16 protein-coding genes are annotated in these 18,485 nt (G+C 72.2%); 3 read left to right on the forward strand and 13 right to left on the reverse strand.

The annotated features are described in order from the left end of the window. The 5 genes from ACZ4EG_RS29015 to ACZ4EG_RS29035 all read right to left on the reverse strand — a co-directional run bounded on the left by ACZ4EG_RS29015 (position 1) and on the right by ACZ4EG_RS29035 (position 6,968). Positions 1 to 1,944 carry an ABC transporter permease gene (locus tag ACZ4EG_RS29015; protein WP_453551109.1) on the reverse strand — a complete coding sequence of 648 codons (1,944 nt, stop codon included), beginning with the start codon at positions 1,942 to 1,944 and terminating at the stop codon, positions 1 to 3. Next, on the reverse strand, positions 1,944 to 3,032 hold the full coding sequence (locus tag ACZ4EG_RS29020; RefSeq protein ID WP_453551111.1) for a quaternary amine ABC transporter ATP-binding protein: 1,089 nt from the start codon (positions 3,030 to 3,032) through the stop codon (positions 1,944 to 1,946). The genes ACZ4EG_RS29015 and ACZ4EG_RS29020 overlap by 1 nt, the downstream gene beginning before the upstream one ends. After that, complete coding sequence (locus ACZ4EG_RS29025; RefSeq protein WP_467792675.1) at positions 3,032 to 4,570, reverse strand: GMC family oxidoreductase; 1,539 nt, start codon at positions 4,568 to 4,570, stop codon at positions 3,032 to 3,034. Before ACZ4EG_RS29025 ends, ACZ4EG_RS29020 begins: the two co-directional genes overlap by 1 nt. Before the next feature lie 61 nt (positions 4,571 to 4,631). Next, a complete protein-coding gene (locus tag ACZ4EG_RS29030; protein ID WP_467792676.1) occupies positions 4,632 to 6,152 on the reverse strand; it encodes an aldehyde dehydrogenase family protein in 1,521 nt (506 codons plus the stop codon). Between the two features lie 183 nt (positions 6,153 to 6,335). Beyond that, positions 6,336 to 6,968: a DinB family protein gene (locus ACZ4EG_RS29035; protein ID WP_467792677.1), complete on the reverse strand. Its 633-nt coding sequence runs from the start codon at positions 6,966 to 6,968 to the stop codon at positions 6,336 to 6,338. A 57-nt stretch (positions 6,969 to 7,025) separates the two neighbouring features. Between ACZ4EG_RS29035 and ACZ4EG_RS29040 the strand changes: the two genes are divergently transcribed. After that, the gene (locus tag ACZ4EG_RS29040; protein WP_467792678.1) at positions 7,026 to 8,018 is read left to right on the forward strand and encodes a helix-turn-helix transcriptional regulator; all 993 of its coding nucleotides are present in this window, start codon (positions 7,026 to 7,028) and stop codon (positions 8,016 to 8,018) included. Positions 8,019 to 8,060: 42 nt separating this feature from the next. On the opposite strand, the gene ACZ4EG_RS29045 is transcribed toward ACZ4EG_RS29040, so the two are convergent. The 6 genes from ACZ4EG_RS29045 to ACZ4EG_RS29070 form a co-directional block, all read right to left on the reverse strand. After that, positions 8,061 to 9,095, reverse strand: a complete 1,035-nt coding sequence (locus ACZ4EG_RS29045; protein ID WP_467792679.1) for a hypothetical protein — start codon at positions 9,093 to 9,095, stop codon at positions 8,061 to 8,063. A 133-nt stretch (positions 9,096 to 9,228) separates the two neighbouring features. Continuing rightward, positions 9,229 to 10,218 (reverse strand): malate dehydrogenase, encoded by a 990-nt coding sequence (locus ACZ4EG_RS29050; protein WP_453551128.1) that lies wholly within the window; start codon positions 10,216 to 10,218, stop codon positions 9,229 to 9,231. Between the two features lie 372 nt (positions 10,219 to 10,590). Beyond that, entirely contained in the window at positions 10,591 to 11,799 is a 1,209-nt protein-coding gene (locus ACZ4EG_RS29055) for a helix-turn-helix domain-containing protein (RefSeq protein ID WP_467792680.1), read from the reverse strand. 270 nt (positions 11,800 to 12,069) lie between these two features. After that, entirely contained in the window at positions 12,070 to 12,540 is a 471-nt protein-coding gene (locus ACZ4EG_RS29060) for a helix-turn-helix domain-containing protein (RefSeq protein WP_467792681.1), read from the reverse strand. A 325-nt stretch (positions 12,541 to 12,865) separates the two neighbouring features. After that, positions 12,866 to 13,357, reverse strand: a complete 492-nt coding sequence (locus ACZ4EG_RS29065) for a DUF3017 domain-containing protein (RefSeq protein ID WP_453551133.1) — start codon at positions 13,355 to 13,357, stop codon at positions 12,866 to 12,868. Further along, entirely contained in the window at positions 13,347 to 14,201 is an 855-nt protein-coding gene (locus tag ACZ4EG_RS29070; protein WP_467792682.1) for a bifunctional methylenetetrahydrofolate dehydrogenase/methenyltetrahydrofolate cyclohydrolase, read from the reverse strand. Before ACZ4EG_RS29070 ends, ACZ4EG_RS29065 begins: the two co-directional genes overlap by 11 nt. A 248-nt stretch (positions 14,202 to 14,449) precedes the next feature. On the opposite strand from ACZ4EG_RS29070, the gene ACZ4EG_RS29075 reads away from it, so the two are divergent. Beyond that, on the forward strand, positions 14,450 to 15,058 hold the full coding sequence (locus tag ACZ4EG_RS29075; RefSeq protein ID WP_453551136.1) for a hypothetical protein: 609 nt from the start codon (positions 14,450 to 14,452) through the stop codon (positions 15,056 to 15,058). Between the two features lie 133 nt (positions 15,059 to 15,191). Here ACZ4EG_RS29075 and purH read toward each other — a convergent pair whose 3' ends face one another. Continuing rightward, entirely contained in the window at positions 15,192 to 16,766 is a 1,575-nt protein-coding gene (purH, locus tag ACZ4EG_RS29080) for a bifunctional phosphoribosylaminoimidazolecarboxamide formyltransferase/IMP cyclohydrolase (RefSeq protein ID WP_453551138.1), read from the reverse strand. Next, on the reverse strand, positions 16,763 to 17,392 hold the full coding sequence (gene purN / locus ACZ4EG_RS29085) for a phosphoribosylglycinamide formyltransferase (protein WP_453551140.1): 630 nt from the start codon (positions 17,390 to 17,392) through the stop codon (positions 16,763 to 16,765). The genes purH and purN overlap by 4 nt, the downstream gene beginning before the upstream one ends. A 295-nt stretch (positions 17,393 to 17,687) precedes the next feature. On the opposite strand from purN, the gene ACZ4EG_RS29090 reads away from it, so the two are divergent. After that, positions 17,688 to 18,467 carry a hypothetical protein gene (locus ACZ4EG_RS29090; RefSeq protein WP_467792683.1) on the forward strand — a complete coding sequence of 260 codons (780 nt, stop codon included), beginning with the start codon at positions 17,688 to 17,690 and terminating at the stop codon, positions 18,465 to 18,467. Positions 18,468 to 18,485 lie beyond the last annotated feature (18 nt).

Consider the following 18,485-nt stretch of genomic DNA (forward strand, 5'->3'; position numbering starts at 1 on the left):
TCAGGCTCCCTTCCTCGCGCGGCGTTCCGTCGGCTGGGTCACCCGGTCGAGCACCAGGCCGAGGCAGACGATGGCCGCGCCGGCGACCAGTCCGGTCGCCAGGTCGCCCTGGGCCAGGCCGAAGGTGACGTCGTAGCCGAGGGCGCCACCGCCGACCAGGCCGCCGATGATGACCACGGCGAGGACCAGGACCACGCCCTGGTTGACGGCGAGCAGCAGCGCCGGGCGGGCCAGCGGGAGCTGTACCTGCCAGAGCTGCTGGCGGCCGGTCGCGCCGAGCGAGCGGGCCGACTCCAGCGCGGCCGGGTCGACCTGGCGCAGACCCTGCGCGGTGATCCGTACGACGGCCGGGAGCGCGTAGACGACGGCCGCGGCGACGGCGGGGGCACGGCCGACGCCGAACAGTGCGACGACCGGGATCAGATACACGAACTGCGGCATCGTCTGGAAGACGTCCAGCACCGGGCGCAGGGCCCGTTCGAAGCGGTCGCTGCGGGCGGCGGCGATGCCGGTCGCGAAGCCGAGCACCAGGGTGACGGCAACGGCCGCGAGGACCTGGGAGAGCGTGTCCAGGGACGGCTCCCACACGCCGAGCACACCGATCGCGGCCATCGCGAGGACGGCGGTCAGGGCGGTGCGCCAGGTGCCGATCAGCCAGGCCAGGGCGGCGACGATCAGCAGGACCGACCACCAGGGCAGCCACTGCAGGCCGCTGCGGACGGGGTCCAGGACCCAGGTGGTGAAGTGTCCCGCCCAGTCCGCGGTGCCGCCGATGTACGGGACGCCGGAGTAGAGGTGGGCGGTCATCCAGTCGACGGCGCGGTTGACCGGTTCGGCGATGTGCAGGACCCAGCCGGAGGGCCAGTCGAGGCGCCCGGCAAGACGCGCGGCCAGGGCGGCGGCGACGGCCACGAGGGCGCCGTAGGCCCAGGGCCGCAGATCGCGGTGGCCCTCGCCGAGCTTCTCCCCCGCCGCGCCGGTCACCCGGTCCAGGACGACGGCGAGCAGCACGATCGGGATTCCGGCGGCGAGTGCCGCGCCCACGTCGACGGAGGCCAGCGCCTGGTAGACGCGGTCGCCGAGGCCGCCGGCGCCGATGACCGACGCGATGACCGCCATCGACAGGGCCATCATGATCGTCTGGTTGAGGCCGAGGAGGAGTTCCTTGCGGGCCAGCGGGATGCGGGCGGTCACCAGGCGCTGGCGGCCCGTGGCGCCCAGCGACTCCACGGCCTCCAGGACCTCGGGGTCGGCGCCGCGCAGGCCCAGCGCGGTGAGGCGGGCCATCGGCGGGGCGGCGTAGACGACGGTGGCGAGGACAGCCGCGGGGACGCCGATGCCGAAGACCAGGACGACGGGGAGCAGATAGGCGAACGCCGGGAGCACCTGCATGGTGTCCAGGACCGGGCGCAGGGCGCGGTCGAGGCGGTCGGAGAGCCCGGCGGCGAGGCCGAGCAGGGCGCCCACGACCACGGACGCGAGTACGGCGACCACCATCAGGGCCAGGGTCTGCATGGTCGGCACCCACATGCCGAGCAGACCGCAGACCACGAACGCGGAGGCGGTGCCCAGCGCGAGGCGGACGCCCGCGACCCGCCAGGCGACGAGTGCGCCGACGGCGGTGACTCCCGCCCAGCCCGCCGCGAGAAGCGCCAGGTACACGACGCGTACGGACAGGACGACCGCGTTGCTGAGGTAGCCGAAGAAGTAGAGGAACAGCGGGTGGCTGTCCCGGTGGTCGATCACCCAGTCACCGGCGCTGGTGAGCGGCCCGGACAGGTCGACGGTGAGGGCGTGCGGCCAGGTTCCGCTCGCCCAGCGGGCGGCCGCCAGGGGGACGAGCACGGCCGCGGCGAGGGTGAGCAGCACAAGCTTGCGGGCGGCGGGGCGCCGGAGGAATCCGGGCAGCGCGAGCCGCGGAGCGGCGGCGGTGACCGTGGCCATCAGGCCACCTCCCTGGGCAGCTCCGTTCCGGCGACCACGTCGATCAGCCGCTCGTGGTCCACCACCCCCAGGCACCGTCCGTCGTCCATGACGCAGGCGGCCTTCCCACTGCGGGCCACCGCCTTGATCGCGTCGGCGACGACGGCGTCGGGGGCGAGCGCGCCGGGATGCTCGGGGCCGCCGCAGTCGCCGGGCCGCATCGCCGTGCGGACCGTCATGACCTGCTCGCGCGGAACGTCACGGACGAACTCGCGGACGTAGTCGTCGGCCGGGGAGCCGACGATCTCCTCCGGGGTGCCGAGCTGGACGACGCGGCCGTCGCGCATGAGGGCGATACGGTCGCCGAGCTTGAGCGCCTCGGCCAGGTCATGGGTGATGAAGACCATCGTGCGGCCCTCCTCCCGGTGCAGCCGTACCACCTCGTCCTGCATGTCCCGCCGGATCAGCGGGTCGAGGGCGCTGAACGGCTCGTCGAAGAGCAGCACTTCGGGGTCGACGGCCAGCGCGCGGGCCAGTCCGACGCGCTGGCGCTGGCCGCCGGACAGCTGGCCGGGCCGGCGCTTCTCCAGGCCCTCCAGGCCGACTTTGGCGACGACCTTCTGGGCCCGCGCCCGGCGCTCGGACCTGCCGACGCCCTGGATCTCCAGGCCGTACGCCACGTTGTCGAGGACCGTGCGGTGCGGGAGCAGGCCGAAGTGCTGGAAGACCATCGCGGCGCGGTGGCGGCGCAGTTCGCGCAGCCGGGCGCGGTCCATGGCGCGGACGTTCTCGCCGTCGATGGCGATCGAGCCTGCGGTCGGCTCGATGAGCCGGGTCAGACAGCGCACCAGCGTGGACTTGCCGGAGCCGGACAGGCCCATGACGACGAAGACCTCGCCCTTGCGCACGTCGAAGGAGACGTCCTGGACGGCGGCCGTGCAGCCGGTGCGGGAGCGCAGTTCGGCGGGCGGGAGGGCGGCGAGCTCGGCGTCGGCGGGGACGCGCTCCGCCTTGGGTCCGAAGACCTTCCACAGGCCCTCGACGGCGAAGACGGGGGTGTCGGTGGAGTCGCCGGTGGGCGGCTTGCGGGTGGGGACCGTGAGAGCCATCAGGCCTCACCTCCGATCAGGTCGGCTGCCTTCTCCCCGACCATGAGCACCGCGATCATCGGGTTCACGGCGGTCATGGTCGGGAAGACGGACGCGTCGGCTATGCGGATGCCGTCGAGGCCCCGGATACGCAACTCGGGGTCCACCACGGCCAGTTCGTCGTCGGCCGCGCCCATGCGGCAGGTGCCCGCCGGGTGGTAGACGGTGTGCGCGACCTTGCGGGCGTACTCGCTCAGCTCCTTGTCGCCGGTGATCTCCGGGCCGGGGCACACCTCGCGCTTCAGCCGGCCGGCCAGCGGCTCGGTCTTCGCGATCTCACGGGCGATACGGATGCCGTCGACGAGGGTGCGGCCGTCGTAGTCGTCCTCGTCGGTGAAGTAGCGGAAGTCCAGCGCGGGCTTCTCGGCCGGGTCCGAGCTGGTCAGGTACAGCCGGCCGCGGCTCTTCGGCTTGGGGATGTTCGGGGTCATGGAGACGCCGAACTCGGGGCGCTCGTAGCCCAGTCGCTCGGGGTTGTCGGTGAACGGGACCTGGTAGAAGTGGAACATCAGGTCCGGGCCCGCGTGTTCGGGGTCGCGGCGCACGAACAGGCCCGCGTCGGAGTCCATCGCGGAGTTCTCCGGAAGGGGACCGTGGGTCTCCCAGACGATCACCGACTCGGGGTGGTCGAGGAGGTTCTCGCCGACGCCGGGCAGATCGAGCGCGACGGGCATGCCGAGCTTCTCCAGATCCGCCTTCGGGCCGATGCCGGAGTGCATCAGCAGGCGGGGCGAGTCGACCGCGCCCGCGCACAGCAGGACCTCGCCGCGGGCCCGGACCAGGAGTTCCTCGCCGTCCTTGGTGCGCGCGTGCACGCCCCGTACGCGGGTGCCGTCCAGCTCCAGCTTGTGCGCCCAGGTCTCCAGCAGGATCGTCAGGTTGGGGCGCTCGTCCATCACCGGGTGCAGATAGGCCACCGAGGCGGAGGAGCGCTTGTTGTTCTCGGGGTGGTAGGCGAGGTCGAAGAAGCCGGTGCCCTCGGTGAACGGCTTGCGGTTGAAGCCCTCGATGCGGGGCACGCCCAGCGCTTCCTGCGCGGCCTCGACGAAGTCGCGGGCGATGGCGTTCCGGTCCTTCTCGTCGACCGGGACGATGTTGTTGAGCAGCCTGGCGTAGTACGCCTCCATGGGCACCGCGCCCCAGCCCTTGGCGCCGGCCGTCTCCCACTCGTCCCAGTCGGACGGCAGCGGCTTGAAGGCGATGAGGGTGTTGTGGGAGGAACAGCCGCCGAGGACACGGGCGCGGCTGTGCCGGATGTGGGAGTTGCCGCGCGGCTGCTCGGTGGTCGGGTAGTCGTAGTCGAGCTCGCCGCCGAGCAGGCCCGTCCAGCGGCGCAGGGTGAGGACGTCGTCGCGGCCGACGTCACTGGGGCCGCCCTCGATGACGGCGACGGTGACGTCGGGGCTCTCGGTGAGGCGGGAGGCGATGACGGAGCCCGCGGTGCCGCCGCCGATGACGACGTAGTCGTAGACGTGGGGGGTTTCGGGCGTTTCAGGCATGGGGGTTCTTGCTCCGGAGGGATCGGGGAGAGAGGCCGGGAGGGGGGCCGGGGGGCGGGGCTCAGCCGGCGAACCAGCGCACGGGCTTCGGCGCGAGGTTCTGGTAGACGTGCTTGGCCTCGCGGTACTCGGCGAGCCCGGCGGGTCCCAGCTCGCGGCCCACGCCGCTCTTGCCGAAGCCGCCCCACTCCGCCTGCGGGAGGTAGGGGTGGAAGTCGTTGATCCAGACGGTGCCGTGCCGCAGCCGTCCGGCGACGCGCCGGGCGCGGCCCGCGTCGGCGGTCCAGACGGCTCCGGCGAGGCCGTACTCGGTGTCGTTGGCGAGGGCCACGGCCTCGTCCTCGGTGCGGAAGGTCTCAACGGTGAGGATCGGTCCGAAGACCTCCTCGCGGACGACCCTCATCTCCCGGTGGCACTGGTCGAGGACGGTCGGCTCGTAGAAGTAGCCCGTCTCGGGCCTGGTCGCGGCGGGTTCGGGCCGCTTGCCGCCGGAGCGCAGGACCGCGCCCTCGGCGAGCGCCGAGGCGACGTACGACTCCACCTTGGCGCGCTGCTGCTCGGAGACCAGCGGGCCGCACTCCACGCCCGGCTCGGTGCCCCGGCCGAGGCGTATCCGGCCCGCCCTGCGGGCGAGTTCGGCGACGAAGCGTTCGCGCAGCGGCTCCTCGACGATGAGCCGGGCGCCGGCCGAGCAGACCTGGCCGCTGTGGATGAAGGCGGCGTTGAGTGCCTGGTCGACGGCGGTGTCGAAGCCCTCGTCGGTGGCGCAGGCGTCGGCGAAGACGACGTTGGGGTTCTTGCCGCCGAGTTCGAGGGCGACCTTCTTGACGGTGGGGGCGGCGGCCTGGGCGACCTTGGTGCCGCTGACCAGGCCGCCGGTGAAGGAGACCAGGTCGACGTCGGGGTGCTCGGCGAGCCGGGCGCCGACCGCATGACCGGGCCCGGTGACGAGGTTGGCGACTCCGGTGGGCAGCCCGGCCTCGACGAGCAGTTCGATCAGGGCGATCGTCGTCAGCGGGGTGATCTCGCTCGGCTTGATCACGAAGGCGTTCCCGGCGGCGAGCGCCGGGGCGATCTTCCAACTGGCTTGCAGGAGCGGGTAGTTCCAGGGCGTGATCAGCGCGCAGACGCCGACGGGTTCGTGTACGACGACGCTGTGCACGTCGGCCGAGCCCGCGTCGACCACACGGCCGGGGGCCTCGGCGGCGACGAGGCCGGCGAAGTAGCGGAAGGTGTCGGCGACGCAGTCGATGTCGACACGGCCCTCTTCGAGGGTCTTGCCCGCGTCCCGGCTCTCCAGCAGACCCAGCTCTTCGCGGTCGCGCACAAGGAGGTCGGCGACCCGGCGCAGCAGCGCGGCCCGCTCGGCGACGGGCGTGCGGGGCCAGTCCCCGGTGTCGAAGGCACGGCGGGCGGCGGCCACCGCGAGCTCCGCGTCCTTCTCGTCGCCCTCGGCGACCACCGCGAAGGGCAGGGCGTCCGCCGGGTCGATGATCTCGCGCGTCGCGCCGGAGACCGCGTCCAGCCACTCTCCTCCCGCGTGGATGGTCGCCGTCGCCGGTCGTGCCGTTCTGTCCGCCATGTTCGGTGATGCCTTCCGTTCCTGTTCCGTTCCCCTGTGTCACATTCGTGTCACTCTCGGGGACGGAGGCCGCCTGCCCCGACCGCTGGATTGCATGCGCAATCGACACCGGAAAGTGCGCCACCTCACGGAACGTTCGGGCAAAACGGGATAAAAGCAGGCCGGTTCCGCGGCTCCGGCGGGTCAGAAGTCGGCCGGCGGGTCCTCCCCCACCCGTCCGTCGATCGACTCGCGGATCAGATCGGCGTGGCCGACGTGGCGGGCGTACTCCTCGATGAGGTCGACCAGGAGGCGCCGCAGGCTGGGCGACTCGCCGGTGCGGAAGGTGACGGCGGCCCGGTGGCCGGCGCCGCCCTCGGCGACCGCCCGTCGGACACCGGCCCGGGACCGGGCCACGGCGTCGCGCCACAGCCCGTACAGCTGCTCGGGCGTGTCGGAGGCCGCGGAGCGCCACTCCCAGTCGGGCTCGGCGTCCCAGTGCACCGTGTCCCACGGCGCCGGCATCCTCTCCCCGAGCAGCCGCCGCGTGAGGTACTCGTCCTCCACCAGGGCCAGATGCTTCAGCAGCCCGCCCAGGGACACCGAGGAGGGCGGGAGCGTCGCGCGCAGGCCGGCCGCGTCCAGGCCCTCGCACTTCCAGGCCAGCGTCCTGCGCTGCCGTTCCAGGGAGCCGAGGAGGGTGTCGATCTCGCTGCCGTCGACGGGCGGTTCGAGCAGCACGGGTTCGTGCAGCACGGGTCCGGTCACCACGGGTCCGGTCACCACGGACTCGGTCACCAGGGCTTCGGTCACCACGGATTCGCTGTTCTCGCTCATGGCGCGCACGCTACGGTCCGTTCCGGACGATCGGCTGCCGGAATTCCGGGGAGTTGGATGACACACGACGAGAGCCCGACCGCGCGAGCCCTGCTGCTCCTGGAGATGCTCCAGAACAGCCCCGGCAGCACGGCCGGGCGCCTGGCCGAGCGGCTCGGCGTCTCCGAACGGGCGGCCCGCCGGTACGTCGCGATCCTGCGCGAGGCCGGGATCCCGGTGGAGTCGACGCGCGGCCCGCACGGCGGCTACCGGGTGGGCCGGGGCCTGCGGCTGCCGCCGCTGATGTTCACGGCCGCGGAGGCGCTGGGGCTGGTGATGGCGGTCCTCGACGGCCACCACGACGCGGCCGACCCGGCCGGACCGGTGGGCGCGGCACTCGGCAAGATCATGCGAGTGCTCCCGGAGCCGGTCGCCCGCCCGGCCCGGGCGGTCCGCACGGTGAGCACCCGCGGCGGCGACCCGTACGCCGAGACGCCCGACCCCACGACCACCGCCGCCCTCGTCGAGTCCTGCGCCGCGCACCACCGGCTGCGCCTCGGCTATCACCTGGGGCCGAAGGGCGTACGGGAGATGGAGGTCGACCCGTGGGCGGTCGTCGTCCACCACGGCCGCTGGTACCTGCTGTGCTGGTCGCACACCAGGGACGCCCGGCGGGTCCTGCGGGTGGACCGGATCACCCGGGCCACGCCCCTCGACACCACGTTCACCCGGCCGGCCGGGCTCGACCCCCTGGAAACCCTGGAGGAGCACCTCTCCCAGGGCTGGACCCACGAGGTCGAGGTCGTCGTCGACGCGCCCGCCGACCGGGTCGCCCGCCTGCTGCCGCGCAGCCTGGGCCGCCCCGAGCCACTGGCCGACGGCACCACCCGACTGCTGGCCACGACCGACGAACCCGACTGGTACGTCCGGCAGCTCACCGCACTCGACGTGCCCTTCCGCATCATCCGTCCACGAGAGCTACGGGAGGCCGCCGACGAGCTCGGCCGACGACTGCTGACGGCCGCGGAGCGGGACTCGGACATGGACCGGGTCTCCCCTGCCCGAACGTAAGTTGAGAGCTCGGGGAAGCTCGCGGCGCCGCCGGAGCGGCGGTCACCCGCCGCACTGGGAGTTCGTCGGGCAGAAGGAGGTCACCGCTGCGGCGAGGGGATCGCGGATCTGGTCGGAGGACAGGTCCTCGGGGCCGCTTGAGCGGATCGCGTAGAGCGTGCCGTCGGCTGCCTTGAAGCGGTGGTCGATGACCTGGCGGGCGCCCTTGTCCTTGTCGTCGTAGCGGTACGACAGCTCGACCCAGGTGTCGCCCGAGGTGCGGTCGCCCGCCTGGTAGCCGGGCTGGTTGGAGTAGCCGTAGGTGGAGTCGTTCTCGGCCAGGTCCAGGGACTCGGCCGGGGTGGACTCCGACAGCTCGAAGATCTGCAGCTGGCGGCCGTCGGACGGGGAGTCGTAGAAGACCACCACGGCCTTCTCGCCCTGCTTCTGCCGACGGGTCCAGCCGTCGGGCACGTTGAGCGTGTAGCCGACCGGGTCCCGGGCGGTGCGGTAGCCGGCGGCGGGCGGAGAGGCGAGCGTCGAGGCCGACGGGGTTCCCTGCGCGGTGTCCTGCGGACTCTCGGGGGTCTGTGACGGGAGCGAGGTTCCCGGCGTCGAGGCTCCGGCGGACACGCTCGTGGAGGGGCTCGCCTCGGATCCGGTGCCGTTGTCGCGGTTGAGGAACCAGACGCCGAGAGCGGATCCCGCGGCGACGAGGATGACGGTGAGTACGAGGAGCACCCGGCCGGGGCCGCTCCGCGGGGCGCCGGGCTGGGTGGTGTAGGGAGGAGCCGGGAAGGACGGGGCCCAGGCCTGAGGCTGCTGCGGCTGCTGCGGCTGGGGTTGTGCCGGTGGCGGCAGCTGCGGCGGCGTGTGGAACGGGGGTGCCGGCGTGCCGACCTGCGTCTCGGCGGACGCCCACGGAGGTGGCGGCGGGGGCGGTGCCGAGGCCGTACGGGTCTGCGCCGACGCCCACGGGGGCGGGGAGTCCGGCTCGGGCGCGGACCACGCGGCCTGGCCCCTCTCCTCGCTCGGCTCGCGCTCCGGCCCCGAACCCGCGCTGTGGCCGTCCCGACCGCCACTGTCCCATTCGCTCATCGCGAACCCCCCGAATCACCGTGCCGCGTACCGCTCTTGACGGTAGCGGCGAAAACGGGCGCGGGCCCCGTTCCGGCAGAAAACCGGAACAGGGCCCGTGCGGGCTCGTGACAGAAACGGTCTGCCGGTCGGCTCAGATGAGGCCGAGGGAGCGGACCGCCTCGCGCTCCTCCGCGAGCTCCTGGACGGAGGCGTCGATACGGGCGCGGGAGAACTCGTTGATGTCCAGGCCCTGGACGATCTCGTACTTGCCGTCCTTGGTGGTGACCGGGAAGGAGGAGATCAGGCCCTCCGGGACGCCGTAGGAACCGTCCGACGGGATGCCCATGGAGGTCCAGTCGCCCTCGGCGGTGCCGTTGACCCAGGTGTACACGTGGTCGATGGCGGCGTTGGCGGCGGAGGCCGCGGAGGAGGCGCCACGGGCCTCGATGATCGCGGCGCCGCGCTTGGCGACGGTCGGGATGAAGTCCTCGGCCAGCCACTTCTCGTCGTTCACGACCTCGGCGGCGTTCTTGCCGGCGACCGTGGCGTGGAAGATGTCGGGGTACTGGGTGGCGGAGTGGTTGCCCCAGATGGTCAGGCGCTTGATGTCGGCGACCGTGGAGCCCGTCTTCTTCGCGAGCTGGGTCAGCGCGCGGTTGTGGTCGAGGCGGGTCATCGCGGTGAAGCGCTCGGCCGGTACGTCCGGCGCGGCGGCCTGGGCGATCAGGGCGTTGGTGTTGGCCGGGTTGCCGACGACCAGGACCTTGATGTCGTTGGCGGCGTGGTCGTTGATGGCCTTGCCCTGCGGCTTGAAGATGCCGCCGTTGGCCTCCAGCAGGTCACCGCGCTCCATGCCCTTGGTGCGCGGGCGGGCGCCCACGAGGAGGGCGACGTTGGCGCCGTCGAAGGCGACGTTCGGGTCGTCGCTGATCTCGATGCCCCGCAGGAGCGGGAACGCGCAGTCGTCCAGCTCCATGGCCGTGCCCTCGGCGGCCTTCAGGGCCGGGGTGATCTCCAGAAGGCGCAGCTTGACCGGCACGTCCGCGCCGAGCAGCTGGCCGGAGGCGATGCGGAAGAGCAGGGCGTAACCGATCTGGCCGGCCGCGCCGGTGACGGTGACGTTCACGGGAGTGCGGGTCATGGCGTTCTCCGTATGACAGCTGGCGGTGGGGCGTCCCTGCCCCTGGGGTACGGGATCCCCGCCCCGGCTTGTGGCCGGGTGCCCGCCGCGATGATCGATCACGGGTATGAATGATCGATCTCTTGGCGTCAAGAGAGATCCAGCGGTCAGGCTATCGCGCCTCCGGCATCCCGCACGGCCGGGTCGGTGTGGCCCGTCCCACAGAGTGACAAAAGGGGGCGGCCGCCCGTCCGGGAGAGGTGAGACGAAGGCGGCCGCCGGTTGGGGGTACCGGTTTCCGGACTCCCGTGGGGGTACCGTTCGCGTGCCCAGGATCCGGCCGGCCATGCATGCCTCACGGGATCGTTTTCCGGCCGTCCCCCGCCCGCCCCGCTACTTGGTGCACCCCGTCTGCCCCGAGGCCAGCGTGGCGCACGCCTTCGCCTCGGCCGCGTCCTTCACGGCCACCATCGGCGTGTACGCGATGGTGTCACCGGGGGTCGTGATGTCGCCGGTCTCCTTGACCTTGCCCACGGTGACCCGGACCTGGTCCCCCTGCGTGGCCCCGGTGATCCGCCCCCAGGCCGCGCCGCAGGTCTTGCTGTAGCGGACCTCCAGGACGGCCGCGCCGACGGCGAGGGACTTGGCGGTGGTCACCAGGTCGCCGCTGCACCCCATGCTCTCCGCGTCCTTGCCGGTGCAGCCCGCGCCGCTGCACTTGACCCCGGCGGGCAGGCTGGCGTTGGTGCTGGCGGACGGGGAGGGCGACTTGGCCGAGCCCTCGTTCTTCTTGTCGCCGCCCTTGGTGAAGAAGAAGACGGCGGCCACGACGACCGCCGCGCCGACGACGCCCGCGAGGAACATCGTCAGCCGCCGCCTGCCCGCGCTCCCCGCGCCGGCGGGGCCGCCGGGGCGCGGAGCCTGGGGAGGTTCGCCGTACGGGCCCGGACTGGCCGTGGTCCGGCCGGGGCCGTCCGGGGAGGCTTGCGCCGGTGCCGGCCCCGCGGTCTCGGGCGTCGCCGCCTGGCCGGAGGTCCGGCGGCTCGCCTGCGACGGGCCCTCGTACCCGGCGATCCCCCAGGAGTTGGGGCCGCTCGGCGCGGAGGGCTTCCCGGTCTCCTCCCGGGCGTCGGCGTCGGGTGCCGTCGGCTGGGCCGGGATCGTCGGGGACACGCCCGCCGGTCCCGCGATCCCGGGGCTGACCGTGGCGCTGCCGCCCTTACGGGCCGTCTTGTTCCCGTTGGCCCCCGTGGGAGGCCCGCCGAACTCCCCGAGCGCGGCGCGCGCCTGGGAGATCCGGATCGCCTCCATGGTCATGTCGTGGCGGTTCTCCGAACGGCTCCAGGCACGTTCGGCGAGCTCCCACATGGTCGTCAGGTGAACGGGATTGGTGCCGGTGACCTCGGCCAGCGCCACGATCGCGCCCTTGGGCGCGAGCAGCCGGCCGTTGAGATAACGCTCCCAGGACGTCTTGCTGTAGCCCGTGCGGTCGGCCAGCGCCGCGATGCTCAGCCCGCTGCGGTCCACGAGCCGCCGCAGTTGGCTTGCGAACTCCCTGACCTGCGGATCGAGTTCATCCGGCAAGGCTTTCCAACGAGGCATCGATTCCCCCTCTTTCCCCCCTGTTGGTGCTGTTCTGTTGCCCGCGCCTTCCCCTGTGCCGCGTGCGCGTGGTGCCCTCCGCCAGTCCCCGTTCTGGCTACCCACAGGGATGCGTCCCCTAAGGATCGCAGTTCCCGGGAAGGGGGCGCACGGGAGCAAAGGGCCCTTTGGGCATGCACCGTTGCACGCCGACCGCTGCGCGGTCCAACGGACCGTCCCGATTGGACACGTTAGCCCGATCGAGCGGACAAAGGGCGCTCAGGTAGACGGTCAGCCGAAGGCCACGGCCCCGATGACCACGACGAGGAGCAGGAGAAGCAGGAGTAACACCGCGGACAGCAGCAGGCGTCCGGGCGGGCGGGGCGGCCGCTTCTCCTCCGGCCGGTCCCACCAGGGAAGCGTGGGGTCGTCCTCGTACGCCTCGGTGCCGGCGGGTCCCCCGGAGCGTTCGGGTGCCGTCGCCGGGCGGGGCCAGGCCTTGACCGCGAGTTCCCAGCGCACGGCGTGCCGTTCGGCGTCCGCGCCGGCCAGGCCCGCGACCCGGCACAGCGCCTCGACGGCCTGCCGGGGCGGCGGCTGGACCGCGTTGAGGTAGCGCTGCCAGGAGGACTTGCTGTACGCGGTGCGCGCGCCCAGCGCGACCAGGCTGAGGCCGGTGCTGTCCTTGAGGAGCCGCAGATGTTCGACGAAGTGCCGCACTTCCGGCGGGATTTCGTCCGGCAGCGGCTGCCAGCAGCCCACTGTGCACCTCCTGGCATCCTTCGGCTCTTCGATTCGCCCGCTCTGATCGGTGACGATGCCGGGCGGCCGGTCGGTTCCCATGGCTGTGACCAGGGTCCGGTCACGTAGCGGAACGGTCACCTCCGTGCCACAGCGCACTGACAGGCGTTGAACAGGGCGTTCCCGCTGCAGGAGGGTGGGTCGTGGCGGCGGTCCGTCCCCGTTCGGGGGAGGGGGCGGGCCTCCGCTGCGGAGCTCCGTTCCCGGGAGCCCGGCGCCCTGAGAACGACCGTGGCCCGCACCCCTCGGGGGAGGTGCGGGCCACGGTCGCGTCGTACGGGGGAACCTAGTTCTCCATCGTGAAATGCAGGGTGTCCTTCAGGAACGGGATCTCCAGCCAGGGTTTGGGCTGGGCCATCATCGCCAGCAGGACGATCGCCAGGCCGAGTACGCCGTAGGTGACGATGTCCGTGAAGCGGGAGCGCACGGCGAGCATGCCGACGCTCGGCAGGACCCAGCGCATCACCGCACCGGCCAGCAGGGCGGCGCCGATCAGCAGGGTCCCGTAGCGGAACAAGTCGAGCGCGGCCAGCAGCAGGCCGATGGCGACCGCCGACAGCACGACGAGCATCGGCCACTGGCGGGCGGGCGCCGGGGCGTCGCCGGGAGCGGCCCGGCCGCCGCCCTCGGGGCGCGCGGTGTCCCGGGTGAACAGCGGGAAGCGACGCGTGGTCCGCCTCGGGTGGCCCTCGGCGTCCGGCGCGCTGATCGCGTCACGGACCGTCGGCTCCGCGTCTGCGGGAGCCCTGTGGGTGTGGATGTCGTCCTCAGCCGGCACTGCGCTCCGCCGCCTCGACCACGTTGACGAGCAGCTGCGCACGGGTCATCGGACCCACGCCGCCCGGGTTCGGGGAGATCCACCCGGCCACCTTCGTCACGTCCGGGTGGACGTCGCCCACGATCTTGCCCTCGGCGCTGCGCGAGACGCCGACGTCGAGGACGGCCGCGCCCGGCTTGACGTCCTCGGGCCGGACCAGATGGGCGGAACCGGCGGCCGCGACGATGATGTCCGCGCGCCTGAGGTGGGCGGAGAGGTCACGGGTGCCGGTGTGGCACTGGGTCACGGTCGCGTTCTCGCTGCGCCGGGTGAGCAGCAGCGGCATCGGGCGGCCGATGGTGACACCGCGGCCGACGACGACGACCTCGGCACCCTTGATCTCCACGCCGTAGCGGCGCAGGAGGGTCAGCACGCCGTTCGGGGTGCAGGGCAGGGGAGCCGGCTCGTTGAGCACGAGACGGCCGAGGTTCATCGGGTGCAGGCCGTCCGCGTCCTTGTCCGGGTCCATCAGCTCCAGGATCCGGTTCTCGTCGATGCCCTTGGGCAGCGGCAGCTGGACGATGTAGCCGGTGCAGGCCGGGTCCTCGTTCAGCTCGCGTACGACCGCCTCGATCTCCTCCTGCGTGGCCGTGTCCGGCAGCTCGCGCTGGATGGAGGCGATGCCGACCTCCGCGCAGTCGCGGTGCTTGCCGGCGACGTACTTCTGGCTGCCGGGGTCGTCCCCGACCAGGATCGTGCCGAGGCCGGGCGTGACGCCCTTCTCCTTCAGCGCCGCCACGCGGGCGGTCAGATCGGACTTGATCGCGGCTGCGGTGGCCTTGCCATCGAGAATCTGGGCAGTCATGTTCCCATCCTCGCGGATGACGGGCTCCGGGTTCCAATCCGGGGTCCGGACCATGGACACCTCATGATCAATGATGTTGCACTTGCACAACACATAGCGAATGCGGCTGGACAAGTAAGAGCCTGCTAAAGAACGATGAGCACACAGTGCCGCGGGCAGTACCGGGGGGACGGACCGCATCTGTAGAACTCTCCTCCGCACCGTGCCGCGCTGCGTCCCCGCACTTGAGCAACGGAGGAAAGACCGCCATGAGCTTCGGCGACCCGAACAACCCCTACGGCCCGCCGCAGGGCCAGCAGCCCGGTTACCCGCCCCAGCCGCCGCAGGGCCAGCCCGGGTACGGCTACCCGTCCGCTCCCCCCGCCCAGCCCGGGTACGGCTACCCCGCCGCCCCGCCGGTCCAGCAGCCGTACGGCTACGGCATGCCGATGGAGATGCCGGGCCTGATCAAGACCGCCCGCGTGCTGCTGTTCATCGTGGCCGGCTTCCAGTTCCTGGCCGGCGTCGTCATCGGCATCGCCGGCGCCGCCCTCCAGGACGGCTCCAACGCCCTGGGCTCCGGTGACGACACCAGCGCGGCGACCGGCGTGATCGTCCTGATCGCGCTGCTGATGCTGGCACTGGGCAGCCTGTCGATCTTCCTCGGCGTGAAGTTCAAGAGCGGCGGCAGCGGCATCCGCATCACGACGATCGTGTACTCGTCGCTGATGATCCTGGGCAGCCTGGTCAACATCGTGAACGGCGCGGGCGGTTCGGCCACCTTCGGCGGCATCATCTCCCTCGCCATCGGTGGCATCGTCCTCGCGGCGATGGTCAACGGCGCGGCCTCGACATGGTTCAACCGCCCGAAGTACTGAGCCGGTACAGCACCACACACAGCCAAGGGCCGTGGCCACCCCGGACGGGGGGCCACGGCCCTTGTGCGTTCTGTGCGTTCTGTGCTTTCTGTGCTTTCCGTACGTTCCGGACGCCCGCGTCGTCCGGCCGTGCTCAGTGGAAGAAGTGGCGCGTGCCCGTGAAGTACATCGTCACGCCTGCCTTCTTCGCGGCCTCGACGACCAGTTCGTCGCGGACCGAACCGCCAGGCTGGGCCACGGCCTTGACGCCGGCCGCGGTCAGGATCTCCAGGCCGTCCGGGAACGGGAAGAACGCGTCGGAGGCGGCGTACGAGCCCTGGGCGCGCTCGGCACCGGCCCGTTCGACGGCCAGCTTCGCGGAGTCGACCCGGTTGACCTGGCCCATGCCGACGCCGACCGAGGCGCCGTCCTTGGCGAGCAGGATGGCGTTGGACTTGACGGCCCGGCAGGCCTTCCAGGCGAAGGCGAGCTCCTTCAGTTCCTCGGGGGACAGCGCCTCGCCGGTGGCCAGCGTCCAGTTGGCCGGGTCGTCGCCGTCGGCCTGGAGGCGGTCGGTGACCTGGAGGAGGACTCCGCCGTCGATGTGCTTGGCCTCGACCCGGTTGCAGGGACCGTTCGGGGCCTTCAGGACGCGGATGTTCTTCTTCTTGGCGAGGGCCTCCAGGGCCCCCTCCTCGTAGTCGGGCGCGACGATGACCTCGGTGAAGATCTCGGCGACCTGCTCGGCCATCTCCTTCGACACCGGGCGGTTGACCGCGATCACGCCGCCGAACGCCGACAGCGGGTCGCAGGCGTGCGCCTTGCGGTGCGCCTCGGCCACGTCCGCGCCGACCGCGATCCCGCAGGGGTTGGCGTGCTTGATGATCGCGACGCACGGCTCGTCGTGGTCGTACGCGGCACGGCGCGCGGCATCCGTGTCCGTGTAGTTGTTGTACGACATCTCCTTGCCGTGCAGCTGCTCGGCCTCGGCGAGACCGCCGGCCGGGCCGCCGCCGGTGTAGAGGGCGGCGGGCTGGTGCGGGTTCTCGCCGTAGCGCAGGGTGCTCTTGCGCTCGTAGGTGGCACCCAGGAAGTCCGGGAAGACCGACTCGTCGACGGGGGCGTACGAGGAGGCGAACCAGGAGGCGACCGCCACGTCGTACGACGCCGTGTGCTGGAAGGCCTCGGCCGCGAGCCGCTTGCGGGTGGCGAGGTCGAAGCCGCCCTCCTTGACCGCGTGGAGGACGTCGGCGTACCGGGCGGGGCTGGTGACCACGGCCACGGACGGATGGTTCTTGGCGGCGGCGCGGACCATCGACGGCCCGCCGATGTCGATCTGCTCGACGCACTCGTCGGGCGAGGCGCCGGAGGCGACGGTCTCCCGGAACGGGTAGAGGTTCACGACGACCAGGTCGAACGGCTCGACGCCCAGCTCGGCCAGCTGCCGCTGGTGGTCCTCCAGGCGCAGGTCCGCCAGGATCCCGGCGTGGACCTTCGGGTGCAGGGTCTTGACCCGGCCGTCCAAGCACTCGGGGAAGCCGGTGAGCTCCTCGACCTTGGTGACGGGGACGCCGGCGGCGGCGATACGGGAGGCGGTGGAGCCGGTGGAGACGAGTTCGACACCGGCCTCGTGCAGCCCGCGGGCGAGCTCTTCGAGTCCGGTCTTGTCGTAGACACTGACGAGCGCGCGGCGGATGGGCCGCTTGTTGCTCTCGGCGGTGGCGGTCACTGGATAACTACCTTTCGTCCCTCAATGCGATAGCCGTTGCGGGCGATCCGCCCCACGACCTCGACGAGCAGCCTTCGCTCGACTTCCTTGATGCGCTCGTGCAGAGCGCTCTCGTCGTCCTCGTCCCGGACCTCCACCACGCCCTGAGCGATGATCGGTCCGGTGTCGACGCCGTCGTCGACGAAGTGGACGGTGCAGCCGGTGACCCTGGCGCCGTACGCGAGCGCGTCCCGTACGCCGTGGGCCCCCGGAAAACTGGGGAGGAGAGCGGGGTGGGTGTTGACGAACCGCCCGCCGAAGCGCGCGAGGAACTCCTTCCCCACGATCTTCATGAACCCGGCGGAGACGACCAGGTCGGGCTCGTAGGCGCAGACGGCCTCGGTGAGCGCGGCGTCCCACTCCTCCCGTGTCCCGTAGTCCCTCACCTTCCGCACGAAGGTCGGCAGCCCGGCCCGCTCGGCCCGCGCCAGCCCCTCGATGCCGTCGCGGTCGGCGCCGACGGCGACGATCTCGGCGCCGTAGGCCTCGCTTCCGGTGCGCGCGATCTCGTCGAGGAGCGCCTGCAGATTGGTGCCGGATCCGGAAACCAGCACGACGAGGCGCTTGGCCACGGGCTTGGCGGCCACGGTGGGGCCCTTTCTCGGGGGAGCGTCTTACGGCGGCCGGGACCGTACGATCATTTGTGTATTCGTACGAATGCTTCGCGCCCCTGGATACGGGGAAGTCTACGAAGCGGCCGACCGTCAGCAACGATACCGGCACTCGGAACGGGCCCCCACGGGACGGGTGCGTGGCCGGAAGGTAGCGTCTGGGAGGGAGCGGGCTCGGGAACGCGGTCGTCGTGCGGCGCGTTCATCCAGTGACAGCTCACGTCAGACGGGTCGTACCAGCCGTATTCATCTAGGGGAAGACGCTCACTTGATGCCGGACCGCAGCCTGCGACTTCTCACGTTCCCCCCGCAGTCGGCGCTGGGAGGGGAGCGTGGCGCCCTGCTGCGTGAGCGGCCGGCCTCGCCCCCCGAGGCACCCTCGGGCCGGGAGAACGGCGAAGGCGACGGGCAGGGCGGCACACCGCAGGACGACAACCCGTTCGCGCCACCGCCGGAGGGCACCCCGGACCGCCCGTGGCAGCCGCGGCGCCCCGCACCGGGATCCTCGGACGAACACAACTCCCCCTGGGGCAACCAGTGGAGCGACCGCCAGCCGGGCCGCTCCCCCGGTGGTTTCGGCGAGCGCCCCGGAGGCGGTCCCGAGGGTCCGGGCGGCGGCCCCGGCCAGGGGCCGGGGCCGGGCATGCGCTGGGACCCCACGGACCCCGCCCAGCGCCGGGCCCGTTACGCACTCCTGTGCGGCATGTGGGCCTTCTTCTTCGCCCTGTTCAGCTGGCCCTACGTGGCCCTGCTGCTCGGCTCCCTGGCCATCTACTGGGGCGTGAGCGCGCTGCGCGCCAAGCCCCGCACCCCGGACCCGGACACCCCCGCGGCCGAGCAGACCGGCCGCCCCCAGACCACGGCGGCCGTCAGCGGCCTGGTCACGGCCTCCCTGGCGCTCGCCCTGGTCGCGGCGACCTTCACGGCCCAGCTGGTCTACCGCGACTACTACACCTGTGTGAACGACGCCCTCACCAACCAGGCCAAGCAGTCCTGCAGCCAGCTGCTGCCGCACGAGCTGCGCGGGCTGCTGGGGACCGGCAACGGCTGACACCGGGTCGCCCGGCGC

This window comes from Streptomyces sp. NPDC025638, assembly GCF_055558775.1.